Annotated in this window: 26 protein-coding genes, 1 tRNA gene and 1 pseudogene; 13 read left to right on the top strand and 15 right to left on the bottom strand. The window is 64.4% G+C overall.

All coding sequences use genetic code 11. The annotated features are described in order from the left end of the window. On the bottom strand, positions 1-174 hold the full coding sequence (locus tag HSR122_RS03525) for a DUF2080 family transposase-associated protein (RefSeq protein WP_229111308.1): 174 nt from the start codon (positions 172-174) through the stop codon (positions 1-3). A gap of 105 nt (positions 175-279) precedes the next feature. Here HSR122_RS03525 and HSR122_RS03520 point away from each other — a divergent pair. The 4 genes and pseudogenes from HSR122_RS03520 to dhaK form a co-directional block, all read left to right on the top strand. Next, positions 280-669, top strand: a pseudogene (locus tag HSR122_RS03520) (hypothetical protein); the annotation flags it as partial. Positions 670-848: 179 nt separating this feature from the next. Beyond that, positions 849-2153, top strand: a complete 1305-nt coding sequence (aspS, locus tag HSR122_RS03515; protein ID WP_229111306.1) for an aspartate--tRNA(Asn) ligase — start codon at positions 849-851, stop codon at positions 2151-2153. A gap of 460 nt (positions 2154-2613) precedes the next feature. After that, positions 2614-3441 carry a pantoate kinase gene (locus tag HSR122_RS03510; RefSeq protein WP_229111305.1) on the top strand — a complete coding sequence of 276 codons (828 nt, stop codon included), beginning with the start codon at positions 2614-2616 and terminating at the stop codon, positions 3439-3441. A gap of 389 nt (positions 3442-3830) precedes the next feature. After that, positions 3831-4829, top strand: a complete 999-nt coding sequence (dhaK, locus tag HSR122_RS03505; protein ID WP_229111304.1) for a dihydroxyacetone kinase subunit DhaK — start codon at positions 3831-3833, stop codon at positions 4827-4829. 37 nt (positions 4830-4866) lie between these two features. On the opposite strand, the gene HSR122_RS03500 is transcribed toward dhaK, so the two are convergent. From HSR122_RS03500 to HSR122_RS03485, 4 genes are all read right to left on the bottom strand, one after another. Beyond that, entirely contained in the window at positions 4867-5664 is a 798-nt protein-coding gene (locus tag HSR122_RS03500) for a mechanosensitive ion channel domain-containing protein (RefSeq protein WP_229111303.1), read from the bottom strand. Continuing rightward, entirely contained in the window at positions 5664-6473 is an 810-nt protein-coding gene (gene dacZ / locus HSR122_RS03495) for a diadenylate cyclase DacZ (RefSeq protein ID WP_229111302.1), read from the bottom strand. The genes HSR122_RS03500 and dacZ overlap by 1 nt, the downstream gene beginning before the upstream one ends. A 252-nt stretch (positions 6474-6725) precedes the next feature. Beyond that, entirely contained in the window at positions 6726-8378 is a 1653-nt protein-coding gene (locus HSR122_RS03490; protein ID WP_229111301.1) for a histidine kinase N-terminal 7TM domain-containing protein, read from the bottom strand. 49 nt (positions 8379-8427) lie between these two features. After that, positions 8428-8700 carry a hypothetical protein gene (locus HSR122_RS03485; RefSeq protein ID WP_229111300.1) on the bottom strand — a complete coding sequence of 91 codons (273 nt, stop codon included), beginning with the start codon at positions 8698-8700 and terminating at the stop codon, positions 8428-8430. Between the two features lie 98 nt (positions 8701-8798). Between HSR122_RS03485 and HSR122_RS03480 the strand changes: the two genes are divergently transcribed. Next, entirely contained in the window at positions 8799-9128 is a 330-nt protein-coding gene (locus HSR122_RS03480; protein WP_229111299.1) for a carboxymuconolactone decarboxylase family protein, read from the top strand. On the opposite strand, the gene HSR122_RS03475 is transcribed toward HSR122_RS03480, so the two are convergent. The 6 genes from HSR122_RS03475 to HSR122_RS03450 form a co-directional block, all read right to left on the bottom strand. Further along, positions 9129-10031: a glycosyltransferase family 2 protein gene (locus HSR122_RS03475; protein ID WP_229111298.1), complete on the bottom strand. Its 903-nt coding sequence runs from the start codon at positions 10029-10031 to the stop codon at positions 9129-9131. A 93-nt stretch (positions 10032-10124) separates the two neighbouring features. Beyond that, on the bottom strand, positions 10125-11303 hold the full coding sequence (gene glmU, locus HSR122_RS03470; RefSeq protein ID WP_229111297.1) for a bifunctional sugar-1-phosphate nucleotidylyltransferase/acetyltransferase: 1179 nt from the start codon (positions 11301-11303) through the stop codon (positions 10125-10127). Positions 11304-11560: 257 nt separating this feature from the next. Next, a tRNA-Gly gene (locus tag HSR122_RS03465) sits at positions 11561-11631 on the bottom strand. 73 nt (positions 11632-11704) lie between these two features. Continuing rightward, positions 11705-12382: a class I SAM-dependent methyltransferase gene (locus tag HSR122_RS03460; RefSeq protein ID WP_229111296.1), complete on the bottom strand. Its 678-nt coding sequence runs from the start codon at positions 12380-12382 to the stop codon at positions 11705-11707. 51 nt (positions 12383-12433) lie between these two features. Next, on the bottom strand, positions 12434-12670 hold the full coding sequence (locus HSR122_RS03455) for a DUF7123 family protein (RefSeq protein WP_229111295.1): 237 nt from the start codon (positions 12668-12670) through the stop codon (positions 12434-12436). After that, the gene (locus tag HSR122_RS03450; RefSeq protein ID WP_229111294.1) at positions 12670-12951 is read right to left on the bottom strand and encodes a hypothetical protein; all 282 of its coding nucleotides are present in this window, start codon (positions 12949-12951) and stop codon (positions 12670-12672) included. The genes HSR122_RS03455 and HSR122_RS03450 overlap by 1 nt, the downstream gene beginning before the upstream one ends. 103 nt (positions 12952-13054) lie before the next feature. Here HSR122_RS03450 and HSR122_RS03445 point away from each other — a divergent pair, with 103 nt between their 5' ends. Beyond that, positions 13055-14272 (top strand): hypothetical protein, encoded by a 1218-nt coding sequence (locus HSR122_RS03445; RefSeq protein WP_229111293.1) that lies wholly within the window; start codon positions 13055-13057, stop codon positions 14270-14272. Between the two features lie 209 nt (positions 14273-14481). Here HSR122_RS03445 and HSR122_RS03440 read toward each other — a convergent pair whose 3' ends face one another. After that, positions 14482-15150: a DUF5806 family protein gene (locus tag HSR122_RS03440; protein WP_229111292.1), complete on the bottom strand. Its 669-nt coding sequence runs from the start codon at positions 15148-15150 to the stop codon at positions 14482-14484. A gap of 100 nt (positions 15151-15250) precedes the next feature. On the opposite strand from HSR122_RS03440, the gene HSR122_RS03435 reads away from it, so the two are divergent. After that, complete coding sequence (locus HSR122_RS03435; protein WP_229111291.1) at positions 15251-15619, top strand: universal stress protein; 369 nt, start codon at positions 15251-15253, stop codon at positions 15617-15619. After that, the gene (locus tag HSR122_RS03430) at positions 15616-16146 is read left to right on the top strand and encodes a GNAT family N-acetyltransferase (RefSeq protein WP_229111290.1); all 531 of its coding nucleotides are present in this window, start codon (positions 15616-15618) and stop codon (positions 16144-16146) included. Before HSR122_RS03435 ends, HSR122_RS03430 begins: the two co-directional genes overlap by 4 nt. Here the strand turns inward: HSR122_RS03430 and HSR122_RS03425 are convergent. After that, on the bottom strand, positions 16143-16595 hold the full coding sequence (locus tag HSR122_RS03425; protein ID WP_229111289.1) for a universal stress protein: 453 nt from the start codon (positions 16593-16595) through the stop codon (positions 16143-16145). The two genes, HSR122_RS03430 and HSR122_RS03425, sit on opposite strands and share 4 nt — an antisense overlap. A gap of 98 nt (positions 16596-16693) precedes the next feature. On the opposite strand from HSR122_RS03425, the gene HSR122_RS03420 reads away from it, so the two are divergent. Next, positions 16694-17158 (top strand): universal stress protein, encoded by a 465-nt coding sequence (locus tag HSR122_RS03420; RefSeq protein WP_229111288.1) that lies wholly within the window; start codon positions 16694-16696, stop codon positions 17156-17158. Between the two features lie 2 nt (positions 17159-17160). Beyond that, positions 17161-18225, top strand: a complete 1065-nt coding sequence (locus tag HSR122_RS03415; protein WP_229111287.1) for a DHH family phosphoesterase — start codon at positions 17161-17163, stop codon at positions 18223-18225. A 168-nt stretch (positions 18226-18393) separates the two neighbouring features. On the opposite strand, the gene HSR122_RS03410 is transcribed toward HSR122_RS03415, so the two are convergent. Beyond that, positions 18394-18723, bottom strand: a complete 330-nt coding sequence (locus HSR122_RS03410; RefSeq protein ID WP_229111286.1) for a DUF7322 domain-containing protein — start codon at positions 18721-18723, stop codon at positions 18394-18396. Positions 18724-18775: 52 nt separating this feature from the next. Then, a complete protein-coding gene (locus HSR122_RS03405) occupies positions 18776-18955 on the bottom strand; it encodes a DUF7331 family protein (protein WP_229111285.1) in 180 nt (59 codons plus the stop codon). 108 nt (positions 18956-19063) lie between these two features. Between HSR122_RS03405 and HSR122_RS03400 the strand changes: the two genes are divergently transcribed. The 3 genes from HSR122_RS03400 (at position 19064) to sufB (ending at position 25521) form a co-directional block, all read left to right on the top strand. Further along, positions 19064-23005, top strand: coding sequence for a DNA polymerase domain-containing protein (locus HSR122_RS03400; RefSeq protein ID WP_229111284.1), 3942 nt, complete (start codon positions 19064-19066; stop codon positions 23003-23005). Between the two features lie 126 nt (positions 23006-23131). Further along, the gene (locus HSR122_RS03395; RefSeq protein WP_229111283.1) at positions 23132-24046 is read left to right on the top strand and encodes an ABC transporter ATP-binding protein; all 915 of its coding nucleotides are present in this window, start codon (positions 23132-23134) and stop codon (positions 24044-24046) included. 50 nt (positions 24047-24096) lie between these two features. Then, a complete protein-coding gene (sufB, locus tag HSR122_RS03390; protein WP_229111282.1) occupies positions 24097-25521 on the top strand; it encodes a Fe-S cluster assembly protein SufB in 1425 nt (474 codons plus the stop codon). The last annotated feature ends 4 nt before the right edge of the window (positions 25522-25525 follow it).

Below are 25525 nucleotides of genomic sequence, written 5' to 3'. Positions count from 1 at the left end.
TTATTCGTCGTCAGGATCGGAGATTCGTGTGATTTTGACTTGTGCGCCGATCCAGTCTTTTGGGACGATGATATGAGCGCCGTTGCCCTGTGGTTTCACCTCTTTTTCGATTGTTTCCTCGCCACGAATGAGGAACAAGTCTTCATCGTCAATATCGAGTGTGACGCTACTCATTGTTCGTACTATGTATTAGTTATATACGAATATCAAGGCTACGGAACCAGTGCACTACTGTTTCATACTGGTTACTACGAAACCACTCCGAATTCTGTAACAGTTACACAACCCCTTGCGACGGCCCGGATCGACGACTATCTCAACCCATCAGTGCTCGAAGTGACGCTCGACGACGGGCTCTGTGACGCCGACCGGGGCCGGATCGACGTCGAGTGGACGACACGAGACGACTACAAATTTCACTACACCGATACGGCGGGCGTGAACGTCCGCTGGGGAAACCATCCACATGGTGGTGACTACGTTCACGTCGACGGGACTGAACACTTCCATCCGCCGCCCGACGCGAGTTCGGACCCCGACGAGGTCGAGGACTCCTGTATCACACAGTCACCTGAGGAGTTGGTCACGCGCGCTGTGCTCAAACTCTGGCGTGCGGCCTATCATACCAGTTCGTATCTGCCGCTGAACTCGGGAAGCAATCCCCCATGATACGGTCGGTTGTAAGTCTGTTCTGGACCGATCGCACCGGTAAATCGTTACAGCCGGCCGTATGAGGGCTATTTTTCTGACACCGGCATCGGTCTCTGCTCGTCACTGTCTTTCGCCACCGTCACATCCCTCGGGACGAATAAACGGTGTTTAAGTCAGGCCGACCAATAGGGCCGAGCATGGACGAGCGAACCTACACCGCGGACGCCGAGCCCGGCGAGGACGTGACGATCAAGGGCTGGGTGCACGAGATCCGCGACCTCGGTGGTATCGCCTTCATCATCGTGCGTGACACGACCGGCAAGATCCAGGTCAAATTCGAGAAAGACGAGATGGACGACGACCTGGTCGAGACCGGGCTTGACGTCCACCGCGAGAGCGTCGTGGCCGTCACGGGCGCAGTCGAGCAAGAGGAGCGCGCCCCGACCGGCGTCGAGATCGTCCCCGAGTCGGTCAAGGTCATCGCCGAGGCCGATCCCGAACTCCCGCTGGATCCCTCCGGGAAGGTCGACGCCGAGCTGTCGACGCGGCTGGACAACCGGACGCTCGATCTGCGCAAGCCCGCCGTGCAGGCCGTCTTCGAGATCCGAGCGGAGGTGCTGCGAAGCGTCCGAGAAGCCTTCCGATCGGTCGACGCAACCGAGATCAACACGCCCAAGATCGTGGCCACCGGGACCGAGGGCGGGACCGAACTGTTCCCGATCACCTACTTCGGGCGCGAGGCCTTCATGAACCAGAGCCCGCAGCTGTTCAAGCAGCTGATGGTCGGCTCCGGGCTGGAGCGGGTCTTCGAGATCGGCCCGATCTTCCGCGCCGAGGAGCACAACACGCCCCGACACCTCAACGAGGCGACCTCGATCGACTTCGAGTCGGCTTTCTTCGACGACGGCGACGCGATGGACGTCTGCGAGCACGTCGTCAAGTCCGCCTACGAGGGCGTCGCCGAGAACTGCGGGGCCCAGCTCGAGGCGCTCGGGATCGAAGACGACTTCGAGGTGCCCGACGGCGAGTTCGAGCGGTTGACCTACGAGGAGGCCATCGAGCGGATCAACGCGACGGGCGAACTCGACGAGCCGCTGGTCTGGGGCGACGACCTCTCGACGGAAGCCGAGCACGCCCTCGGGCAGGCGGTCGGCGAGCACTACTTCATCACCGACTGGCCCAGCGAGATCAAGCCCTTCTACATCAAGGACCGCGACGACGACCCCGAGGTCTCGACGGGCTTCGACATGATGCACCCGTCGATGGAGCTGGTCTCGGGCGGTCAGCGTGAGCACCGCTACGATCAGCTCGTCGCGGGCTTCGAACAGCAGGGCCTGGACCCGGAAGCCTTCGAGTACTACACCAAGATGTTCAAGTACGGCATGCCGCCCCACGCCGGCTGGGGGCTGGGTGCCGAGCGCCTCGTCATGACGATGCTCGGGCTCGAGAACATTCGTGAGGCCGTGATCTTCCCGCGAGACCGGCAACGGCTGAGTCCGTAGGACTCTCCGTTGCCCGGCGAGCGGGAGCCCGGAAGTCGCAGCCCGCGCAGGCGTAGCCGAGCAGGAACGTCTTCAGACGTTCCCGCGAGATCGCCAGCGACTGAGTCCCTGACGAAAACGTTGAGAGCTCACGGGAACAGTGAGCGAAACAAGCCGTTTCACTGCTGGCGAACACAGCGAGTCAGCAGGGCTTTTTCGCGAGTTTGCGGTCCGAGCGAGGGATCTTTCGGTCCCGCTGGTCTGTGAACCGCGGCGAAGCCGCAACGCTGTTCCTGCAGCGCCGTAGACGCGAGGAAACCCGAGGGAAGAAAAGTGGTTGTATATTTTTCAACCCCGCCCACGGTGGGGCGGGGAATCCGCCTTGCTACCTAGTTTGAAGATGGGGGCCGCGATGCCCATTGGGATGGGGAGTCGACTCACAACCGCCCCCTTTTTGCTCGCCCGGCCGGATCTTCGAACGATGACCGACGAGGCGACAGCGTTCGTCCCCGGGCACGTGACCGGCTTCTTCACGGTCCATCGGGACGACGATCCGACCGCGAGCGGTTCGCAGGGGGCAGGGGTGACACTCGCCGACGGCGTCAGCGTGACCGTCGAGCGGGCCGAGGATCGACGCGTCGAGTTGAACGGCCGGCCCGCGAGCGTCGAGGCCGTCGAGACGGTGCTGGAGACGCTCGGCGTCGAGGGAGCCGTCGTCGCCGAGACGGACCTGCCGATCGGGTCGGGCTTCGGGATTTCGGGGGCAATGGCGCTCGGGACCGCGCTGGCGACCAACCGGGTCTACGAGCGCGACCTCTCGCGCAACGAACTCGTCACGATCGCTCACGGGGCGGACGTTCAGGCGGGGACCGGACTGGGCGACGTCGTCGCGCAGGCGGCCGGCGGCATGCCGATCCGGCTCGAACCGGGCGGGCCACAGCACAACGTGATCGACGCCGTGCCCTACCGGCCGCGCGTCGAATACGTCACCTTCGGCGAACTCGACACCGGCGAGGTGATCGGCGGCGATACCGAATTGATCAGCAAGGCCGGCACGGAGGCGCTCTCGCGGCTCGTCTCCGAGCCGACGCCCGCGCAGTTCGCCTACGCTTCCCGGCGGTTCGCCCGCGAGTCGGGGCTGCTGACCGACCGCCTTCGGGACGCGATTCGGGAGGTGAGCGAGGCCGGCGGCGAGGCCTCGATGGCGATGCTCGGCGAGACGGTCTTCGCGCTGGGGACCGGCCTCTCCGATGCCGGGTACGACCCCGACGCCTGTCGGGTCGACGCGGCCGGGGCGCGACTCGTCTGATCGCCGGTTGGAAGGCGTATCACTGTCTCGACCTGCCTGTCCGCCCGGACCACCGGATGTGAACAGTTCAGGGGCTGAAGCCGTAGGCTTCCGCGCTGTATCGCTGTGAACAGTCCAGCCAGGAGTCATGTGGTGACGACGGCCGACTCGCGAGCGCGTTCATGCGCGAGTTGTCCAGCCAGGAGTCATGTGGTGACGACGGCCGGCTCGTGAACACGCTTGTGTGTGAACAGTCCAGCCAGGAGTCATGTGGTGACGACGGCCGACTCGCGAGCGCGTTCATGCGCGAGTTGTCCAGCCAGGAGTCATGCGATGAAATTTACGAGCAGTCTCGAGACCGATAGTAAAGAAAACTATTTGACGGTACGCGTTGACATTCACAATGAACCATGAAGAAGCTGATCAACGATCCGGAAGACGTGGTAGACGAGATGCTCGACGGGATGGAAGCGGGCTATCCCGAGCGGTTGCGCCGGCTCGATGGGACGAACGTGATGGTACGGGCGGATGCGCCGGTAGACGGGAAAGTCGCGGTCGTCAGCGGCGGTGGATCGGGCCACGAGCCGACACACGCGGGCTACATCGGCGACGGGATGCTCGACGGCGCGGCCGCAGGCGAAGTGTTCACCTCGCCGACGGCCGACGAGTTGAGCGAGATGATCCAGGCGACAGATTCGGGCGAAGGCGTCCTCTGTGTCGTCAAAAACTACGAGGGCGACGTGATGAATTTCGAGACGGGCGCCGAGATGGCCGAGATGGAAGGCGTCGATCAGATCGAACAGGTCGTCGTCAACGACGACGTCGCCGTCGAGGACTCGCTGTACACGTCGGGACGTCGGGGCGTCGCCGGGACGATTCTCGTCCACAAGGTCGCGGGCGCGGCCGCGGACCGTGGTGACGACCTCGAGGAGGTAGCGCGGCTTGCGGAGAAGATGATCGACAACGTCCGCACGATGGGGACGGCCCTGACCTCCTGTGTCACCCCCGAGAAGGGCGAACCGACCTTCGACCTGGGAGAGGACGAAATCGAGCTCGGGATCGGCATCCACGGCGAGCCCGGGACCGAACGAGTCGACATCATGCCCGCAGACGAGATTGCCGAGGAGTTGACCGGCGAGGTGCTTGAGGACCTCGATCCCGACGCGGGCGACGAAGTGGTCACGATCGTCAACGGCATGGGCGGGACGCCACTGATGGAACTGTTCGTCCTCAACCGCAAGGTTCAGGAGCTGATGGACGACCACGATCTGGAGGTCTGGGACGCGATGGTCGGCGACTACATGACCTCGCTGGACATGATGGGTGCCTCGATCACCGTGGCGACCGTCGACGACGAGCTCAAGGAACTGCTCGGTGCAGAAGCCGACACGCCGGCACTCAAGCGCTGATCGGCGTCCGGTTCGACGACTCGTTTTTTCGGTGCGGTCACTGGCGGATACGGACGATGCCGCGTTTGAACACTCGCTGGTTCGGGATGATGTACTCGACTTCGTCGCTTTCGATGTGCGTGACGAAGACGTTGATCTCCTGAACGATCCCGCGCGTCCCGTCGATCTCGACCTCGTCGCCGATCCCGTACGGCTGTGAGAGCAACAGGTAGATACCGGCGGCACCGGCCGCGAGCAGGTCCTTGAACGCCAGCCCGCCGAGAAAGACCAGGCCGAACGCGTAGACCGCGAGCAACACGAGCAGTGCGGCCGTCGTCACGCCCAGCTGCCCGAGCGCGATGAGCGCGGCGATGTAGAAGATGCTGTACTTGACGAGTTCAGGGATGATCGAAACTTCCGGGAGTTTGACGCTCTTGAGTCGGTCGCTGACGACGAGTTTGGCCTTGTCGCCGACGACGAGTCCGAGGATGACCGCCAGTGCGGCGACGAACAACCGTGGGAGCAACGTCGTGAACCTGATCCAGAAGAACTCGGTGTCGATTAGCCGCGCCACGTGCAACGCGAGGAGGACGCTCAGGAAATAGACGGCGATCGCCGCCAGAAGCGAGAGGATTCCGACCGTCGATAGCCCGACGTTGTTCGCTGTCCGCTCGAACAGCGTCCCCTCGACGGCGTCGTCGACGCCCTGCCGACAGAGGAAGTTCCGCGTCCCGCGCCAGACGAGATAGCCGACGATCGCGCCGATGACGAGCACCAGCACGGCCGCCGCGACCGCGCCACGCTCGGAGAACAGCGCCCTGACCAGCGTTGGGAGATCGAACTGCTCGAGTACCATCAGTAGTCCTCCGGATCGAGCTCCAGGATCAGCTCACCGCCCTTGAACGCCCGGACGAGTCCGTCGCTCTCGCTGAGGACGATCGCAATGGCGTTCGTGTCACGGGTAACCGCACCGGCAGCCATGTGTCTCGCGCCAAGCCCCTTCGGGATGTCGACCCCCTCGGCCGACGGTTCGAGATAGCGGTACGCCGAGACGATCTTGCCCGAATCGGAGATGACGAACGCGCCGTCCAGCCGGGAGAACTCCTTGAGCATGACGTTGACGATCGGGTCGCCGACGTGGACGTGGGACTTCTCGAAGGGGTTGTAACTGAGCGGGCGGGACTTGTTCATCACCTTGCCGGCGTCGCCGACCACGAACAGCGCGCCGACGGGCTTGCCCTTCTGTCCTTTCTTTCCGAGTTCGACCGCGACTTCGAGCACGTCGCGCACGACCGAAGGGTCGGCCCGCGAGTTCGCGAACAGGTCGTAGACTCCCGAATCAGCGAACGCACCTGCACGGACGCGCATCACAGTGTCCATGTCGCCGCCGAAACTCCCGAGTAGACACAACAGCGTCATGTCTTCCTCGACGGCATCCTGTCCGAGCGCACCCTCAACGCCAAACCGGATCCGTTCTGTGGGGTCACGAAACTCCAGCGGCAATTCGACGAACGTCTCGGCGTCGACTGTGTTTTCGATCCCGATTACCACGACTGGCAGGTCCGCTTCCGCGAACGTACTATACACCGACGAACTCGGCGAGAACAGACAGACTCCCTCGATGTCGTCCGTGAACTCCTCGAGGAAGTTTCCGACAGCGGTCATTATCGTACCAACTCAGCCGAGAGAAAAAAGGATTGCGGCGTCGTCCGACGTTCCTCGGATCGACGGCGGGAAACTGTCTGTCAGAAGCGGTGGATGCCAGGAAGTGAGAGCTCGCCCCCCACAGTCGGTAGTTCTCACCGTTGTTGATTGCTGACTCGGTTTCTGGGGTCGCCTGCAGTATCTGGGTGGAAATCAGGTCCGCTCAGATCGAAATTGTCAGCGATATATGGGGAGAAACACCGCCGATCACGGCTACGAGTCGGCCCTCCGAAGCGTCACCGTCACTGTCGTCCCCGTCTCTCCGGTCTCGAACGCAACCGTCCCGCCGACGCGTTCGATCGCCCAGATGACCAGCCACAGCCCGACACCGCTTGCGTGTTCCAACGGCGTCTCGGCACCCAATTCTAGCACCCGAAGGTCCTGTTCGGGGATCCCCGGCCCGTCGTCGGTAACCGCGAGCCGGGCATCGTCTCCGTCGGTCGCGAGTTCGACCGTCACTGTCGGGTCCGGACGGTCCGCGTGTTCGAGCGCGTTTTCCAGCACTTCCTGTATCGCGATTTCGATGGACGGGTCGCCGACCACTCGACACGTCTCGGGTGCCTCAAGCGCGATCGTCGCTTCGGGGAACTCCTCCCGGAACGACCCGACGAGTGCAGTCAGGATCGAGGCGAAATCGATCGGCCGCATCGACTGGCCCTCGACCGATCGAGAGAGAGCGCTGATCTTCTCGCTTCGCGTTATCACCTCGTCTGCGGTGTCGATGATCGTCGCCACGTACTCGCGGTGGGCCGGCGTCGCCAGGCGCGCGTCCAGCAGTTCGGCGTTGCCGCGCACGACGTTCATCTCGTTTCGGAGGTTGTGCCGGTAGAGCCGGTTCATCACGTCGAGGCGCTGCTCGCGGCGGGTCCGCTCGGTCACGTCCCGGAGACTGATGATCCGGCCGGTGATCGTCCCGTGAGCCCGATCCAGTTGCGAGACGCGCACGTCGTAATAACAGCGTCGCCCCTCCCGTTCCAGCGTGATTTCGTCGCTGTCGTCGATGCCGACAAGCGCCGGCTCGAATGCCGCCAGTTCCGTGCCGATGGCGTCGTCCGATGAAACCCCGAGCAACGACTCCGCGGCCGGGTTGAGATCGACCACGCGCCGTTCGGCGTCGACGATGACGACCGGATCCTCGAGTTCGCCGATCAGCTTTTCCCGGCCCAGTTCCCGGGTCGCGGGTGCGACATCAAGCAAGTGCTCGGAGAAGATCGCCCCCGCGAGGACAGTCCCGGAAAGGACGAACGCAATGCCCGTCGGATCGACCGTCGCGGGCGTGTATCCGAAGAGATACAGCGCGTTGACGATCATCGGGACGGCGATCGCCACCAGCAGCGCGGTGCTCTGGTCCCGGAAGACGTCGTCGATCCGCCACAGCATGCCGACCAGCAATGCCGCGCCGATCGCGATCAGCCCGTAGGCGTATACCTGATGACCCCACAGGGCCAGCCCCGGCGTCCCGTCGAACACGTAGTAGCCGTCGACGAGGACGACCCGACTCGACGCCCGCCAGATGACGTGGGAAGGATTCGTCCAGACGAGCACCGAGACGACAACCGGTTCGACGCCGAGGGCGAACAGCCGCGATCCGGAGAGCCAGCGCTCGCGACCGGTGTACTCGAAGACGAGCGCGAGCCACGCGAGCGGGACCAGCGTCGCGATCGAGAGTTTCAGCGACGCCCAGAAGCGCGGCCTTCCCGAGGCGATGCCGACGGCGTCGGTCAGCGACCAGAGACTCGCGGCGAGCAGAAAGAGCGCGAGCGGTGCCGCACCCGGCGTCTCGCGGTGCAGCCAGGCGAACAGCGCGAGCCCGGATCCGGCGACGGCGGCGAGCAACATCAGCGGCAGGTACAGCGACGAGAGCATGCCGGTGGCTGTGTCCTTGCACGCCCCTGGGTAAATCGTTTCGCCGACGCTACCGGCGCGCGGCCAGCGCGGCCCAGACACCGAGCACGCCGAGCCCCACCGCCGGGATCAGGGGCACGACCAGAAACGTCTCCCGCCATGGGAGGCCGACGGCCGCGACCGCCTCGCGGGCTGACGAAAACAGGATCAGCGCCCAGGGGACGACCAGAAACGAGATTACGAGTGCGCCGACCAGCAGCCAGCCCCGCCACCCGAATTCCCGCGTAGACTCCACGGAGCTGTCCGGTCGGTGGACGTATCCCTCGTCGCGCTCGTCGCTCATCGTCCGCACGTCGTGTCTCGCGTGCAAAACAGTGACTATTCGTGGTCGGCGAGTTACACTATGGCAAACTACAACATGGTGGGGGCCGAACCACGAGTATGGCAGACGAACCTGCGTCCCTTGACGAACTGCCGGAGATTCCGAACGAACTCGCGCGCGAACACCCCGAGGTCTGGGAACAGTACAGCGACCTCGGCCGGGCCTGTGCGGAGGCCGGGCCGATCGACGGGGAGACCAAGCGTCTCGTCAAGCTCGCGCTCGCGATCGGCGCGCGATCGGAGGGTGCCGTCCACTCCCACGTCAGACGCGGACTCGAGGAAGGCGTCGATCCCGAGACGTTACAGCACGTCGCGACGCTGTCGATCCCGACGCTCGGGTTCCCGACGGCGATGGCTGCACGGAGCTGGATCGACGACGAACTCGAGTGATCACCGCCAGTCGTACACCGAGACTGCCCGCTGCGCCTGTTCGCTCGCGCCGTGTGGGTTGCGCGCCCGGGATCGATCGCGTGCCCGTGCGGACAGGCCGTCTTTGAGCCCCACGACCGCCCCCGAAAGCACGTCCCGGCCGGTCGCCAGCCACTCCGAAGGGCCGGTCGTCCGGTGGACGACATCTCTGAGTGCGCCAACGGCATCGCTGGCGGCGTGACCGGCCAGTCGTCGGAATACGGTGGGATGGGTCCCGTAGTTTTTCGCCAGCCGGTAGGCGAGCGACCGGTATTTCCACTCCCAGTCGCGCTGTGGCTCGCCGCCGTCGGTCCCGTATGTGCGCTCGACGGCCATCGACTGGGTCCACTCGACGCGGAACTCGCTGTCGGCGAGCCGGTGGGCCAGGTCCCGGGACCCGCCGACCTCGAGGTACTCGTCGTAGCCGTCAAGCGCGTCGAGAGTAGCCCGATCGAACGCCACGTTCCCGCTGTTGAAGTACGTGACTTCCCGGCCCGCGACGGTCCGGGTCTCGAGCGTCTCCGTCTCTGCACCGGCGCGTCGCGGCCGGTGTGTCGGGCCGGTGACGACGTCGGCCTCCGCGAGTCCCGTTCGGACTGCCTCGGCCCACGACTCGTCGACGGCGAGCCCGTGATCGACGAGTGCGACGACGCTACCGCTCGCGTGGTCGAAGCCGGCGTTGCGCGCCGCCGTGACCGATCGGTCGGAGATCTCGACGAGGACATCCACGTCCTCGCGTTCGCGGACCATCCCAGTCGTCCCGTCGGCCGACGGGCCGTTGACGACGACGACCTCGGCCTCCGGGATCGAATTCGCGAGGGCATCGAGCGTGCCCGCGAGCCGGTCCCGGCCGTTGAGCGTCGGGACGACCACGGAAAGTTCCATACGCTACATACCCCATCCAGCGACTAAAAACGTCTCGAAACGTCACATCGCGGCTCAATAGCTGTTCACATTGGACGTGACGCACGTTCGCCGCTACCGATCGCGCGTCACCGACTCCCCGGGTCCCGTCCGTGCGCCCTCGGCAAGGACCACGCCCGCGTTCAGGCTCGTGTTGATTCCCGTCTTCACGCCGTCACCGGCGACGACGCCGAACTTCCGTCGCCCCGTCGAGACGCGCTCGCCTTTGACTGTGATCCGGACGTCTCGCCCGTCGTGACGGAGGTTCGCGACGTTCGTCCCCGCGCCGAAGTTCACCTCGCGACCGAGGACGCTGTCGCCCACGTAGGAGAGATGCGGCACCGCGCTGTCGGCCATGACCACGCTGTTCTTTATTTCGACGCTCTGGCCCACGTGGGTCCCCTCCGCGAGCAGCGTCGCCCCGCGGATGTAGGCGTTCGGACCCACTTCCGCGCCGGAGCGAACCAGCGCCGGTCCCTCGATGACGACGCCCGGTTCGACGGTCGCGCCGTCCTCGACGACGACGGACCCCCGCAGATCGGCGTCGTTGCTCACCTCGCCGTCGATCCGACGTTCGAGATCGCCGAGTTTCCACTCGTTGGCTTCGAGCAACTCCCAGGGTCGGCCCACGTCGAGCCACCGATCCAGTTCGACCGGCGTCACGTCGAACGCCTCGATCACGCGGGCGACGACGTCGGTGATCTCGTACTCGCCGCGCTCGCTCTCGGGAACGTCCAGCCACTCGCGGGCCGTCGCCGGGAAGACGTACGCGCCGGTGTTGGCGCGGTCGGTCGGCGGGTCGTCCGGCTTCTCGACGATCCCAGTCACGCCGTCTTCGACCGAGATCACGCCGTAGTTCGACGGGTCGGCGACGCGGTGGGTGGCCAGCGCCGGCCCGGACGACAGCAGCGTCTCGATGCTCTCCGGGTCGTAGAGGTTGTCGCCGTTCAACACTGCGAACGCCCCGTCGAGGTGCTCGCTGGCGGCCCGGACGGCGTCGGCGGTCCCCTCCTGAGAGTGCTGGACCGCGAACGTGACCGGCACGCCGCGATACTGTTCGCCGAAGTACGCCCGGACGGCCTCAGCCTCGTAGCCGACGACGATCACGAGTTCGCTCGCGCCAGCGTCGACGGCCGCGTCGGCCGTGTGCGCGACCAGCGGCCGGTCGGCCACCGGCAGCATCGGCTTCGGACGCGTCTCGGTCAGCGGCCGCATGCGGGTTCCCTGTCCCGCTGCGAGGATGACAACTTGCATGGTCGCAGCGTCTGTGCCCTCTCGAATAAGTCCCCCGGGATTCGAATCCGGCTCCGCAGTCGCTCGCGAGTTTGCGAGCGACAGACATGCGCCGAAAGGCTCGCGCCTGCTCGCCTTTCGAGCCCTCGCTCACGTCGTTCGCGAGGACGCCGGCCGGGATTTGAACCACCTCCACTTCACTCGCTGTCGCTCGCTCGTGGCGTCATTCAAATCCCTCTTGCCACATTCGTCGCTCGCGAGTTTGCGAGCGACAGACATGCGCCGGCCGGGATTTGAACCCGGGCCATGAGCTTGGAAGGCTCAGGTCCTACCACTAGACCACCGGCGCTCGTTCACTGCGTTCACGTCGCGCCCTCCAGGTCGGGCGCTGACGTTCGCACTCGCCAGTTGCGGACGGGTCACTAAGGGTGTTTCCTTTCGGACTCGCCCTCCCTCTGACCTCTGACCTCCGCGTAGCAGTTCCCGCTGGAGACGCGAACGCTCTCGACCTGCAACTCGCTCGCTTCCAAATCGGCCTCGAACTCCGCCGGCGCGTAGATGTGATAAAAGCGCGGTACGACGTCCCCGTCCGGGAGCGTCCAGTCGATCGTCGTGTCGAACCCTCTGGCGGCGTCCGGGTCCGCGTCGAACCGATCGTGTGCCGTGCTCCAGGCGCTGACGAGGGCCGACCCATCCGCGCGCAACACCCGAGCCAGTTCGTTCAGGCTCTCGATCCGACGTTCCCGACCCGGAAGGTGATGGAGCGTCGCGACGTACACCGCCAGCCCGACGCTGTCAGTCCGGAGCGGCAACCGCGTGGCGTCACCCTGCACGAGTCGGGCACCCGGCTCGCCGAGGCGCTCTCGGGCGACTTCGAGCAGGTTCCGGCTGGCGTCCAGCGCTACGACGCGATCCGCTCGCTCCGCGAGGACAGCTGCGTGGCGACCGTTGCCACACCCCACGTCGAGCCCGACGGCGGCCGACTCCGCGCGCTCGACGAACGTCTCGACCTCCGGCCAGGGATGGGCCCGCGTCTTCGCGAAATGGTCCGCGATCGTCTCGTAGGTCTCGCGGACGTCCCGGGCGTCGGCGTTGTCCATACTCGGTGCTCGTCGACGAACCGTATCGGCGTTTCGGATGTGTCCGGGTCGCTACGAAGAGGGCTTGCGCTCGACTCGCCAGGTCGTCGCGTTCGTGTACGACCACTTTTCGACGAGCAACTCCGAGGACGACTCGGCGATGCGCCCGAGGACGCTTCCGACCTCTTTCGAAGAGAGGTCCAGTTCCTCCGCGAGGAACTTGCTCTTGACGTAGATCGGCTCTTCATCGACGCGTCTTCGGAGGTGACTCTCGACGCGCTGGCGCTTGTCGGCTGTTGCGTGCGACATCAGCGATCGCCCTCCCCGGTCGGCTCTGTCGCCATCGACGCGAGCACACTGGCGTCGATCCGCGGCTGATGGCGATGTCCGACGAGCAGACACACGACGTTCGCGCCGATCAACGCGACGATCACGACCAGCGGCCCGTCGAGGGCGAGCGCCGCGAGATATCCCAGAGGCAGAAGGATCGAGCCCCAGAACGCTGCGGCCTCGACGGCGGCGACGAACCGTCCGAAGACGACGGCAGGGAGGCGACCGAGTCGCTGGAGAGCGGGTTCGGGGCGGCTCATACACGGAGCCACGTGCGAGACCTGTCAAAAGCCACCGGAAGCTCAAACGAGCGTTTGAGAGTCCAGCGAAATCCCTTTCTCTCCCGCCCGTTATCCATGCGGTATGGGGCTGTTCGACGTGATCAAGTCGGTGCTCGGGGCGCGCGAGAGTGACGAGTCCGATCCGGAGTCGTCGACAGCCGAGCTGTCATCGAGTACTGCGGGCCCTGACATGGACGAAGCGGCCGGCGAGGAAGACGATACGACGGACACGGCCGGCAGTGACGCGACCGATCGAGAGGCCGGGTTCGACCATCTAACGACCGAGTCGGTCGACGACGGCCCGGACATGGGCGACGACGCCGCCGAGTTCATCACAGAAGCCGAGACGGACGACGACGCGATCGAGGCGGAGCCCGACGAGGCCGAGACGATCCCGGACGACGATCCTCGCGTCGAGTTCGTCGATGCGGCGACCGAACTGGCGGACTTCTGGGGGGAGTACGAGCTGGACTTCTCGCTCGCGTCGTTCACTCGCCTGGACGACCTCGTCGCCGAGCAGTGGGACGCCGAACGCTTCGAGACCATCGAGTTCGGGGACGACAGCTACGACGCGAAGGTCTACACCGAGACGGCGACCCAGCTCGGCAGTTACTTCGGAGAAGTGCTGGTCCGCCGCCACGACGCCGTCTGGCAACAGGAGACCGGCACCGGCTGGACGGTCAGCGTCCCGTCCGGACCGGACAGCGAGGCCGCCGGGGCGACGGTGACGGTCTTTCAGGTCGCCGAAGACTGCCTGACCGGCGACTCGACGTTCACCGGCATGCACGATGCTCTGGCCGATCGGCTCAACCTCTCCGGGCGGGCCGGTGACGGCGACACGCCCGTCGACCTTGACCGTGCCGACATCGAAACCGTCGCGTCCGACGCCGAGATCGAAGACGCCGCCCAGCGCCTGCGAGCGGGAGCCGAAGACCTCGCCGAGCGCTGGCCCGAGTACGATCTGGATTTTTCGGTCGAATCGCTCGAGCGCCTCGATGAGTTGCTCGAATCGGAACTCGACCGCGACCGCTTCGAAGACGTCGAACTGGGCGACGACTCCGACCAGGAGTCGATGTTGCTGACTGCCCACGTCGTCGGCGTCGCCGGCTACCTCGCGGAAGTGCTGCGCCACCGGCGTGACGCCGACTGGGCCGAGCAGGGGCGGATGGTGCTGGTGGTCGAACACGACGACTCCCGGACCCGGATCGACCCGATCGAAGTCGCGATCGCCGCCGTCCGCGGGACGAGTTCGCTCACCGCCGCCGTGCCGGGGACCGGCCGCGACGACGGACTTGTGTGAGGTGGCGGTCGTCCCTCCCCGCTCGCCTCTAGGGGCCTCGCTTGGCTCACCCCGTTCGTCTCTGCGGGCCTCGCTTCGCTCGCCCCGCTCTACTCACCGACCTCAACTCAGTCGGTGACTAGATGTTCGGCCACGAGGATCTCACTGGCCTACTCACCGACCTCAACTCAGTCGGTGACTAGGTGTTCGGCCACGAGGACCTCACTGGCCTACTCACCGACTTCGAACTCGTGTCCACATTCCGGACACGTCACCTCGTCGTGGCGCAGCGCCGCCGACTGCTCGCGGACGTCGCGCATGACACTCGAGATCCGGTCCTCGGCCTCGAGTTCGTCCTCGACGGCCAGGTCGACGCCCTCGACCTCCAGCAGGAACTTCGCGACCTCGGTGGCCTCGTACATCACGTCGTCCAGTTCCTCGGCAGTGAAGAAATCACACATCGCCCCGTACAGGAACGTCGCGCCGGCCTTGCGGACCTTCTCCTCGAACGACGCGCGGGCCTGATTGACCGCCTGCGGCGAGTAGGTGTCGGTCATGAACGGAACCAGTTCCGGCAGGTTCTCGCCGATCTTTGTCATCTCGACGCCGGTCTCGGTCCGGAAGTCGGCACAGAGCCGGGCGATCGCCCACTCGCGGGCCGTGATGTAGGTCCGATCGCGCAGGAAGTCGTTCGCGCGCTCGTATGTCGAGCCGTCGATCTTCTTGAACCGGTCGTACTTGCGCACGTCCGCGGGAACGTCGTCCCCCTGGCTGTCCTCTGGCGTGGCTCCGTGCTGGCTGTCTCGGGCTTCGTCGTCGGCCGGGGAAGGCGCGTCCGTCCCGGTCGTCGTATCGGCATCTTCCGGGACGCCGTCCTCGTCGGCGGGCGTATCTGTCATAGCCGAGAGTGTGGTCGCCCCTGTGAAAAAGGGTGTCGCCCTCTCGAACTGAAACGGCGATCCCCTGTATTTTAATCCCCCGGACCTCTTGAGGGGTTGTATGAACGTGTTGCTGGGCCACGACGGTAGCGAGGGGGCCTGGGAGGCCTTCCACCAGACACTCAAGCGGGCGGTGGTCGCCGGCGACGACGTGACGATCGCGATCTACGACGACACGGCGGTCGACGCCACGCCGTCGGAGATCGAACAGCAGATTCGATCCGAACTCAACGAGTACGACCTCGACGTCGAGATCCGCCATATCGACGGCCACGTCGCCGGGACGCTCGTCGAGACGGTCGACAGCGAGAACTTCGATCGACTGGTGATCTCCGGCGGGCAACGGAGCACACTCGGGAAAATCAGACTCGGAAGCGTCGCGGAGTTCGTCGTCCTCAACTCCGAAACCCCGGTGACCCTCGTTCGATGACTCTCAATCGAACCTATCCCGACGAGCCGGCCGGCGAGTTTCCGAGGCCGCCCCGGACGATTACCGACAGGGAAGACCGAGAGATCGAGATCCGCGTGGCCGAACCCGACGATCGGGACGCGCTCGTCGAGATGTACTCGGCGTTCGATCCGTCCGACCGCGCACAGGGGATCCCACCAGTCAAGGAATACGCGATCGATAACTGGCTCGATACGGTGCTGGCCGAGGACTGCCTGAACGTCATCGCCTGGGACGGCGAGGACGCCGTCGGCCACGCGATGCTCGTCCCCGACAACGAGGACGCTCACGAACTGGCGATCTTCGTCCTGCACACCTACCAGGGCGCGGGGATCGGGACTGGACTCCTCGAGACGCTGCTGGGGCACGCCCAGCGCGAGGGGATCGAGACGGTCTGGCTGACCGTCGAACGGTGGAACGAACCGGCGATCGAACTGTACAAGAAGGTCGGCTTCGAGATCTGCGGGACCGAGAGCTTCGAGATCGAGATGTCGATCCGACTCCACTAGACCGACAGGACAGGTTGGCTCGCATACGAGAGGACGTACTGTGCGACTTTGCCGAGCATCGCGCCGGGGGCCTCGCGCATACTCTCGCGCGGCACGACGATCAGGTCGGCCTCGATTTCCTCTGCCGCGTCCAGTACGACGCTGACCGGATGCTGGCTGAGACGTTGCGCGGAGAAGCCGGCCACCGTCGACTGGGTCGCCTCGACTTTCCCTTCGGGGCCTCTGGTTGTCTCGTGGACGGTGGCCATGAACGCCCGGTGCTCGTCGGCCACAGCCTCGGCGTCGATCTCGTCGCGCTGGATGGCACGCGCGACCGAATCGTCGATGATATGCAGGATGTGGATGCTCGCATCGTAGCGCCGGGCGACCGCGACGGCGTACTCGACGGCGCGTTCGGCTTCGTCGGTCCCGTCGACGGGGACGAGCACGGTATCGATTTCGACGGCCATTGATAGCGTATCTGTCCGGTGGTGGCAAAAAGCCACCGAGGAACGAACTCGCAGGTGTCTCCACCCCTTTTATGCTCCGACCGCCAGTACGTAGACGTATGTTCGAGACAGTCGTGCTCGCGACCGACGGGTCGGAGAGCGCCGCCCGAGCCGTCACGCTCGCGTTCGACTTCGCCGAGCGGTTCGACGCGACGATCCACGCGCTATACGTCGTCGACGAGACGGAAGTCGAAACGTCGCCGGAACGAGTCCGCGCTGACCTTCAGGCCGCACTGCAGGAACGGGGCGAGGAGGCACTGTCCGAGATCGAGTCCCAGGAGACCGACGTGACGACGGCCGTTCGGAGGGGCGATCCCGCCGACGAGATCTGTGCGTACGCCGAGAAGATCGACGCCGATATCGTCGTCACGGGGACCCGGGGCCGGCACGGCGAGCACGCGTTCTTGCTCGGGAGTGTCGCGGAATCGGTCGTTCGCCGGTCTCCCGTGCCGGTGTTGACGGCACGACAGCTCGATCCCGAGGAGGCGGGTGACGTCCCGGAACCCGGCGAGATGGGGGTCTGAGCATGGACGCCGGACTCATCGACGACGAGTCGCTGTCGCTCGAGCGCAAGTCGCTGCTCCCCGGTGAGGGGTTCTTCCGGCCGGATGACATCACGCAGGCGGAACGAAAACAAGAGGTCGAAAGCGCGCTCGAGGGTGCCAAAACGGTCGTTATCGCCGACCCCGACGCCGACGGACTGGCCTGTGTCGCGCTCGTCCGTGCGGCCCGCGACAGCGGTGTCCTCGTGTCCGCCAGCCCGCACGAACTCCGGGAGCGACTCGACTGGACGGCGGCGTCGCTGGAGGCCGGTGCTGACGTGTTCGTCTGCGACCTCTGTCCCGACCAGCCCGCCGATGTCGAGCCCCTCGAAGCGCTGTCCGAGCAGGCGGGGTCAGTTCGCTGGTTCGACCACCACCAGTGGGACGACGATATCGCGGACCTCGTCAGGACTGCCGGCGTCGAACTGGTCGTCGGCGAGTCGGACGAGGAGTGTTCGGCCGACGTAGCGCTGCGCGAACTCGATCACGAGTTCGATCAGTCGCTGGTCGAACTGGCCGAGGTCACGCGCGATCACGACCTCTGGATCCGCGAGGACCCACGTAGCGACGACCTGGCGGACTTCTCACACTGGAGCGAACCCGAAGAGTACCTCGAAGCGGTCGTCGAACACGGTGCCGACCTGCCGCCCGCGGTCGAGGAGTTTCTCGAAGAGAAGCGCATCGAAAAAGAGGCGCTCATCCAGAAGGCGGTCGACCGCGCCCAGATGCGGGCGGTCGGCCCCTGGACCGTCGGAGTGACGTACGGTCGGTGCTCGCAGAACGAGGTCGCAGAAACGCTGCGAGAGCAGGGGGCCGACGCCGCCGTGATCGTCAAGCCCGCCGGGAGCGCGAGCCTGCGCGGGACGGAGTCGTTCGAGCGCTGTCACGAGGTCGCCGAACAGGTCAACGGCGGTGGCCATCCCCGCGCGGCGGGCTGCAAACCCGACGTGTACGACGACATGCTCGATTACGCCCACCACTGGACGACTCAGGGTGCGGTTGCAAAACGCGCGATAATCGACGCGTTCCGGCGGCTCGCCGAGGAGTAGCATCCGCGAGCGAAGCGAGCGGCTTTTTCCCAAGTTTTTGCCGTGAGTGGTACCCGCAGGGCCAACGGCCCGAGGATACCCGAGCGGGAAAAAGCTGTGGCAAAACGCGCGATAATCGACGCGTTCCGGCGGCTCGCCGAGGAGTAGCATCCGCGAGCGAAGCGCGACTCACTCTGACTGGAACTGCCTGACGCGGTAGTAAACGTAGCCACCGACGACCAGACCGGACAGCGTCAGTTGTGTCCCGAGCGCCCACCACCCCCGGAAGACGACGAACATAACGCCGAGACTGGCAGCCAGCAGCGCGACGTTCGCGAGGGCGGCAAGCCACCAGAACAGCCCGTGAATCTCGCGGTCGACGTCGCTTCCGTCCGGCGGGTCGGGCGCGCTGGGCGTGTCGGGTCCGAGCGAGGCGGGATCGATCCTGTCCGGTCCGAGCGACTCCGGATCGAACTCCTCGGGTTCGTGCGAGGGCCCCTCGCTGGACCCGTTGGTCATACCCGTCTTACGGGCAACCGACGCAAAAGCGTTCCGTGCTCGCTGAGAGCGCTTACACGGCGTCGGCCAGCGAAACCGCCGAGTCCGACTCGATCCACGCGATGGGGTTCTCCGCGTCGTAGAAGACGACGGTCCCGTCCTCTTCGTAGGCCTCGATTGTCTCCGCGCCGGTCGTCGTCTCGGAGGTTGCCGCACGGTCCGACTCTCCTGCTGCGTTGACGCGGTTCGACATGTCTTCAGAAACTGGTATGGCACCACATACCAAAAACCTTGTCCATCCGTCAGAGATTGCCAGCCCGACCGCCGGGGTTTTTACTCGCCCTGCCGAAGTGAGGTCAACATGAGCGAGGGCGAGCAGACGGGCCTGTCAGCGTTCGGCGAAGGCGGGGCGGATCGGCCCGACGGCGAAGCGGCCGTAATCGCCGGCGACGAGTACGTCTCCGCCGATATCGTCGAGGCCGAGGAGTTCCGTTATCCGGACGCCGAGGGGGCCGTGGAGTTCTCGGTGACGCAGGTCGATTACACGGTCGAGGGGTCCGGCGACGACGAGTACCCGGTCGTCCACGTGTTCGGCCGGACGCCACAGCGGGAACTGATCCACGTCGAGGTCTACGAGTTCCGGCCGTACTTCTACGCGCCGACCGCGAATCTGGACTTCGACGAGTTGCGATCCCGCGACCGGATCACCGGCTGGGAGACCGGCTACGAGTCGATCCGGGGCGAGGACCTGACGAAGATCTTCGGACAGACGCCCAGAGACGTCGGGCAAATCCGCGACGAGTTCGACCACTACGAGGCGGACATCCTCTTTCCCGACCGCCTGCTGGTCGACAAGGACATCACGAGCGGCGTCCGCGTGCCCGACCGTCGCACCGACGACGGCGAGCACCGGATCCGCGTCCCGCACGACGAGATCGAGGCCGTCGACGTCGACGCCGAACCGCGCATATCGACGTTCGACATCGAGGTCGACGACCGCTCGGGGTTCCCCGAAGACGGCGAGGAGCCGATCATCGCGATCGCCAGCCACGACTCCTATCGCGACGAGTACGTCCTCTGGCTGTACGACGCCGGCGAAGGTGCCGAAGTGCCGGATCGACTCGACGGCTACGAACCGCTGGAGGACGACGGCCTCGACGCCGACATTCGGGTCTTCGAGGCGGAACCGGCGATGCTGGAGGCGTTCGTCTCCTACGTTCGTGAAACCGACCCGGACATCCTGACGGGCTGGAACTTCGCCGACTTCGACGCGCCGTATCTCATCGACCGACTGGAGGTTCTCGATCCGACGACCGACCGCGATCTGGACTACAACCGCCTCTCGCGGGTGAACGAGGTCTGGCAGAGCGACTGGCAGGGGCCGGACATCAAGGGCCGGGTGGTCTTCGATCTCCTGCGGGCGTACAAGCGCACGCAGTTCACCGAACTGGAGTCCTATCGACTGGAAGACGTCGGCCAGGAGGAACTCGATGCCGGCAAGGAGACCTACACCGGCGACATCGGCGACCTCTGGGAAGACGACCCCGAGCGGCTGCTGGAGTACAACCTCCGGGACGTCGAACTCTGTGTCGAGCTGGACCGCAAGCAGGACATCATCGCCTTCTTCGAGGAGATCGCCTCGTTCGTCGGGTGCCGACTCGAAGACGCCCCCACCCCCGGCGACGCCGTCGACATGTACGTCCTCCACAAGGCACACGGTCGGTTCGCCCTGCCCTCGAAGGGAACCGTCGAGTCCGGCGAGGAGTTCGAGGGCGGCGCGGTCTTCGACCCGATCACCGGGGTCAGGGAGATGGTCTCGGTGCTGGACCTGAAGAGCCTCTACCCGATGTGCATGGTAACGATTAACGCATCGCCGGAGACGAAAGTCGATCCCGACTCCTACGACGGTGATACGTTCGTCGCGCCCAACGGCCAGCACTTCCGAAAGGAGCCCGACGGGATCGTTCGCGAGATGGTCACCGAACTCCTATCAGAACGCGAAGAAAAGAAGGAACTCCGGAATAGCCACGAGCCAGGCACTCCAGAGTACGAACAGTACGACCGTCAACAAGGAAGTGTAAAAGTGGTTATGAACTGCTTCACGCCGGACACAGAGGTGGTGACCCCAGACGGCGTTCGGAACATCCGGGAGCTTGACGTGGGCGACGACGTGTACTCGATCGATCCGGACACGCTACGGATGGAGGTCAAGCCCGTCACCGAGACGTGGGCATACCCCGATTACGACGGTGAACTGGTCGACATCGAAACCGACAAGATGGATTTCAACGTCACGCCGAACCACCGGATGCTCGTCCGGAAGGCAGAGACGAACGGGATCTCGTGGGACGAAGACGACTACCGCTTCGTCGAAGCCGGAGAGCTCGATCGGGCGACGAACTACCAGTTACCCCACGACTGGACGGGACCAGCAGGCGAGCGGATCGAGACCGTCGATCTCACGGAGCTCTACGACGGCGAGTACGAGGTCTGGGCGGACAACGACGTGCACGGGCACACGCTGGCCGCCGAGATTGGCTACTATCCGGACAAGGTCCAAAAGGCCGATGAGGAGACAACCGGATACGTCTTCGACGCCGATGAGTTCGAAGAACACCGTGCGTACCTTGCGGATGCGTGTTCGACGTTCTACGTCCACACGGCGGCCAACCGCAAGTGGATTCCGCGTCAGTACGGCGGTGATGACTTCCTCGAACTGCTTGCGTGGTATATTACTGAAGGGTCAGTCTACACGTCCGAAGACGGCGATAAATTCCGTGGCTCCGCAACGACGGTCTCGATTGCACAGGACGCACGGGCGATCGCTGACGGGGGAGACGACAGAGACACTCACGCGGCGATCGGGGAACTACTCGATCGGATGGGCTTTGACTACTACGCTGGCGAGAACGGGTATCAGTTCACGTCACGGCTCCTCGGCGATCTCCTAGAGGACATCGCTGGCGAAGACAGTTACAGCAAGCGGATCCCGGAGTTCGTGTTCGAGGCGAGTCGCGACCAGAAGCGGCGCTTCCTCGAGACGCTTGTCGCTGGCGACAGTGACTGGCAGGTCAATTCCTGGCGATACAGCACAGCGAGTAGGCAATTGCGGGACGACGTACTCCGGTTGTGTGCCCACCTCGGCCTCACTGCGAGTTACAGCGAAGACAGCGGCGTCTATCGCATCCACGTGGCCGAAGATTCGAAGAACACGCTCCGGATGCACCGAAGCGGCACGCGTAGCGAGGCAGAAAGCGGTGTGTACAGTGTCACTGTCGAGGATAATCATACCGTCCTCGCAGGTCGAAACGGCAAATTCCAGTGGGTCGGGCAGTCACTGTACGGCGTTTCGGGGTGGGACCGCTTCCGTCTGTACGACAAGGACAACGCCGCCGCCGTGACGGCCACCGGCCGGTCAGTCATCGACCACACTGAAGATGCTGTCGAAGATCTGTCATACCAAGTTGCTTATGGTGATACTGACAGCGTTATGATAAGTTTGGGCAGCGACACGTCAGTCGAAGACGCGATCGAGCGGAGTTTCGACATCGAGGAGGCGATCAACGCGTCTTACGACGAGTTCGCCCGCGAGCAGTTGAACGCCGAGGAGCACCGGTTCCAGATCGAGTTCGAGAAGCTCTACCGGCGCTTTTTCCAGGCCGGCAAGAAGAAACGCTACGCCGGCCACATCGTCTGGAAGGAAGGCAAGGAAGTCGACGACGTCGACATCACCGGCTTCGAGTACCAGCGCTCGGACATCGCGGCGATCACCAAAGAGGTACAGCTCGAGGTCATCGAGATGATCGTCAAGGAGGGCGACATCGACGGGGTGGCCGATTATCTCAACGGCGTCATCGAGGACTTCCTGTCCGGTAACGTCGACCCCGAAGAAGTCGCGATTCCCGGCGGGATCGGCAAGCGCCTGGACAACTACGACACCGACACCGCACAGGTCCGCGGCGCGAAGTACGCCAATCTCCTGCTGGGGACGAACTTCCAGCGCGGGAGCAAGCCAAAGCGACTGTACCTCGAGAAGGTCCACCCGGACTTCTTCGAGCGCGTCGAATCGGAGATGGGCCTCGATCCAGCTGAGGACCCGCTGTACGGCGAATTCAAACGCGATCCGGACGTGATCTGTTTCGAGTACGCCGAGCAACTGCCCGACGAGTTCCAGATCGACTGGGAGAAGATGCTCGACAAGACGCTCAAGGGCCCGATCTCTCGCGTGATCGAGGCGTTGGGAATCTCCTGGGAGGAAGTCAAGAGCGGCCAGGAACAGACCGGACTCGGACAGTTCATGTGATCCTGCGGTGCGGCCGTCCCACTGGATTGCGAGACGCAAAACAAATTTTTCGGTTACGGAAACTGATTCCCCAAGAATGCGAAAGGGTTATGGGGCCGACGACCTCATTTTCGGTTGACCTAGACCATGGCAGTACTCGAGATTTCGAACCTCCACGCAGAAGTCGCGGAAGACGGCGGCGAGACGATCCTGGAAGGGGTCGATCTCGAAGTCGAATCGGGCGATATCCACGCACTGATGGGACCGAACGGCAGCGGGAAGTCCACGACGGCGAAGATCATCGCCGGCCACCCCGCCTACGAGGTGACCGAGGGCGAAGTGCTGATCCACCTCGAGGACGACGAGTTCGGCGAGGACTTCGAGATCCCCGAGGACATGCGGACCTGGGAGCTGCTCGATCTGGAGCCCAACGAGCGCGCCGCGCTCGGCGTCTTCCTCGGCTTCCAGTACCCCGCGGAGATCGAAGGCGTCACGATGGTCAACTTCCTTCGGACGGCGCTCAACGCCAAGCTCGAAGAGCGCGAGGAACTGTTCGAAGAAGACGAAGAAGCGAGTGAGGACGAGGAAGAGGACGCCGGCTACGAGACCTCGCCGATGGAAGGCCCGGCCGACGACGGCGAAGTCAGTGTCGCGGCGTTCCAGCAGATCCTCCAGGAGAAGATGGAGCAGCTGGACATGGACGAGAAGTTCGCCAACCGCTATCTCAACGCCGGCTTCTCCGGCGGGGAGAAAAAGCAAAACGAGGTGCTGCAGGCCGCGGTGCTGGAGCCGTCGATCGCGGTGCTCGACGAGATCGACTCCGGGCTCGACATCGACCGCCTGCAGGACGTCTCGAAAGGCATCAACGCCCTCCGCGACGAGCAGGGGGCCGGCATTCTGCAGATCACCCACTACCAGCGCATCCTCGATTACGTCGAACCCGACCACGTCCACGTGATGCTCGACGGCGAGATCGCGATGAGCGGCGGTCCCGAACTGGCCGAGAAGCTCGAAGACAAGGGCTACGACTGGGTCCGCGAGGAAGTCTACAGCGCTGCGTAACTACAACAGGCTAGAGAAACAACTTACCGTAAGGAAACAAACTAACATACATGAGTTCAGAAGACCTCAAAGACACCGACACCGAGGCTCGCTTCGAGTTCAAGAAAGAGGAGAAATCCGCTTTCGAGACCGAAAAGGGCCTCACCGAGGAGACCGTCCGGGTCATCTCGGAGGACAAAGACGAACCCGAGTGGATGCTCGAACGCCGTCTTCGAGCCCTCGAACAGTTCCAGCAGATGCCGATGCCGACCGACTGGCCCGGCCAGCCGGACCTCTCGGAAGTAGATGTCGCGGAGATCGTCCCGTACATCCGGCCCGACATCGAGACTCGCGGCGGGGCCGAATCCTGGGAGGACCTCCCCGATGAGATCAAGGACACCTTCGACAAGCTGGGCATTCCCGAGGCCGAGAAGAACGCCCTCTCGGGCGTCGGCGCGCAGTACGAATCGGAGATCGTCTACCAGAACATGCAGGAGCGCTGGGAGGAGAAAGGCGTCATCTTCATGGACATGGACAAGGCCGTCCGGGAGCACCCCGAGCTCGTCCGCGAGCACTTCATGACGAAGTGCGTGCCCCCGAGCGACAACAAGTTCGCCGCGCTGCACGGCGCGGTCTGGTCCGGCGGGAGCTTCGTCTACGTCCCCGAGGACACGACCGTCGAGATGCCGATTCAGGCGTACTTCCGGATGAACTCCGAGGGAATGGGTCAGTTCGAGCACACGCTCATCATCGCCGAGGACAACGCGGAGGTCCACTACATCGAGGGCTGTTCGGCCCCCCAGTACGCCGAGTTCAACCTCCACAGCGGCGGCGTCGAGGTGTTCGTCGGCGAGAACGCCCACGTCCAGTACTCGACGGTCCAGAACTGGTCGAAAAACACCTACAACCTCAACACCAAGCGCGCCATCGTCGAGGCCGACGGCACGATGGAGTGGGTCTCCGGGTCGATGGGTTCGAAGGCGACGATGCTGTACCCGGCGACGATTCTCAAGGGTCCCGGCGCGACGGACAACCACATCACCATCGCCTTCGCCGGCGATGGGCAGAACATCGACACCGGCGCGAAAGTCTATCACAACGCGCCCAACACCTCCTCGACCATCGAGTCCAAGTCCATCAGCAAGGACGGCGGCCGCACCAACTACCGGGGGCTCGTCCACATCTCCGACGGCGCAGAGAACTCCAAGACGAACGTCGAGTGTGACGCGCTGATGTTCGACAACGAGTCGACGAGCGACACCATGCCGTACATGGAGATCCAGGAGAGCAAAGTCGACGTCGCCCACGAGGCGACGGTCGGCAAGATCGGCGACGAGGACGTCTTCTACCTCCAGTCACGGGGGCTCGACGACGACGACGCAAAGCAGATGATCGTCGCCGGCTTCATCGAGCCGATCACCGAGGAACTGCCCATCGAATACGCGGTCGAACTGAACCGTCTCATCGAACTGGAGATGGAGGGTTCGCTCGGGTAATCCC

The organism is Halapricum desulfuricans (assembly GCF_017094525.1).
Classification (GTDB): Archaea; Halobacteriota; Halobacteria; order Halobacteriales; family Haloarculaceae; genus Halapricum; species Halapricum desulfuricans.
The sequence above is the reverse complement of the archived record's forward strand: the minus strand, read 5'-3'. Positions and strand labels throughout refer to the sequence as shown.

What these genes read in the sequence shown, in the direction of transcription:
- HSR122_RS03525 (WP_229111308.1), bottom strand. Translation starts at nt 174, where the DNA reads ATGAGTAGCGTCACACTCGATATTGACGATGAAGACTTGTTCCTCATT.
- aspS (WP_229111306.1), top strand. Translation starts at nt 849, where the DNA reads ATGGACGAGCGAACCTACACCGCGGACGCCGAGCCCGGCGAGGACGTG.
- HSR122_RS03510 (WP_229111305.1), top strand. Translation starts at nt 2,614, where the DNA reads ATGACCGACGAGGCGACAGCGTTCGTCCCCGGGCACGTGACCGGCTTC.
- dhaK (WP_229111304.1), top strand. Translation starts at nt 3,831, where the DNA reads ATGAAGAAGCTGATCAACGATCCGGAAGACGTGGTAGACGAGATGCTC.
- HSR122_RS03500 (WP_229111303.1), bottom strand. Translation starts at nt 5,664, where the DNA reads ATGGTACTCGAGCAGTTCGATCTCCCAACGCTGGTCAGGGCGCTGTTC.
- dacZ (WP_229111302.1), bottom strand. Translation starts at nt 6,473, where the DNA reads ATGACCGCTGTCGGAAACTTCCTCGAGGAGTTCACGGACGACATCGAG.
- HSR122_RS03490 (WP_229111301.1), bottom strand. Translation starts at nt 8,378, where the DNA reads ATGCTCTCGTCGCTGTACCTGCCGCTGATGTTGCTCGCCGCCGTCGCC.
- HSR122_RS03485 (WP_229111300.1), bottom strand. Translation starts at nt 8,700, where the DNA reads ATGAGCGACGAGCGCGACGAGGGATACGTCCACCGACCGGACAGCTCC.
- HSR122_RS03480 (WP_229111299.1), top strand. Translation starts at nt 8,799, where the DNA reads ATGGCAGACGAACCTGCGTCCCTTGACGAACTGCCGGAGATTCCGAAC.
- HSR122_RS03475 (WP_229111298.1), bottom strand. Translation starts at nt 10,031, where the DNA reads ATGGAACTTTCCGTGGTCGTCCCGACGCTCAACGGCCGGGACCGGCTC.
- glmU (WP_229111297.1), bottom strand. Translation starts at nt 11,303, where the DNA reads ATGCAAGTTGTCATCCTCGCAGCGGGACAGGGAACCCGCATGCGGCCG.
- HSR122_RS03460 (WP_229111296.1), bottom strand. Translation starts at nt 12,382, where the DNA reads ATGGACAACGCCGACGCCCGGGACGTCCGCGAGACCTACGAGACGATC.
- HSR122_RS03455 (WP_229111295.1), bottom strand. Translation starts at nt 12,670, where the DNA reads ATGTCGCACGCAACAGCCGACAAGCGCCAGCGCGTCGAGAGTCACCTC.
- HSR122_RS03450 (WP_229111294.1), bottom strand. Translation starts at nt 12,951, where the DNA reads ATGAGCCGCCCCGAACCCGCTCTCCAGCGACTCGGTCGCCTCCCTGCC.
- HSR122_RS03445 (WP_229111293.1), top strand. Translation starts at nt 13,055, where the DNA reads ATGGGGCTGTTCGACGTGATCAAGTCGGTGCTCGGGGCGCGCGAGAGT.
- HSR122_RS03440 (WP_229111292.1), bottom strand. Translation starts at nt 15,150, where the DNA reads ATGACAGATACGCCCGCCGACGAGGACGGCGTCCCGGAAGATGCCGAT.
- HSR122_RS03435 (WP_229111291.1), top strand. Translation starts at nt 15,251, where the DNA reads ATGAACGTGTTGCTGGGCCACGACGGTAGCGAGGGGGCCTGGGAGGCC.
- HSR122_RS03430 (WP_229111290.1), top strand. Translation starts at nt 15,616, where the DNA reads ATGACTCTCAATCGAACCTATCCCGACGAGCCGGCCGGCGAGTTTCCG.
- HSR122_RS03425 (WP_229111289.1), bottom strand. Translation starts at nt 16,595, where the DNA reads ATGGCCGTCGAAATCGATACCGTGCTCGTCCCCGTCGACGGGACCGAC.
- HSR122_RS03420 (WP_229111288.1), top strand. Translation starts at nt 16,694, where the DNA reads ATGTTCGAGACAGTCGTGCTCGCGACCGACGGGTCGGAGAGCGCCGCC.
- HSR122_RS03415 (WP_229111287.1), top strand. Translation starts at nt 17,161, where the DNA reads ATGGACGCCGGACTCATCGACGACGAGTCGCTGTCGCTCGAGCGCAAG.
- HSR122_RS03410 (WP_229111286.1), bottom strand. Translation starts at nt 18,723, where the DNA reads ATGACCAACGGGTCCAGCGAGGGGCCCTCGCACGAACCCGAGGAGTTC.
- HSR122_RS03405 (WP_229111285.1), bottom strand. Translation starts at nt 18,955, where the DNA reads ATGTCGAACCGCGTCAACGCAGCAGGAGAGTCGGACCGTGCGGCAACC.
- HSR122_RS03400 (WP_229111284.1), top strand. Translation starts at nt 19,064, where the DNA reads ATGAGCGAGGGCGAGCAGACGGGCCTGTCAGCGTTCGGCGAAGGCGGG.
- HSR122_RS03395 (WP_229111283.1), top strand. Translation starts at nt 23,132, where the DNA reads ATGGCAGTACTCGAGATTTCGAACCTCCACGCAGAAGTCGCGGAAGAC.
- sufB (WP_229111282.1), top strand. Translation starts at nt 24,097, where the DNA reads ATGAGTTCAGAAGACCTCAAAGACACCGACACCGAGGCTCGCTTCGAG.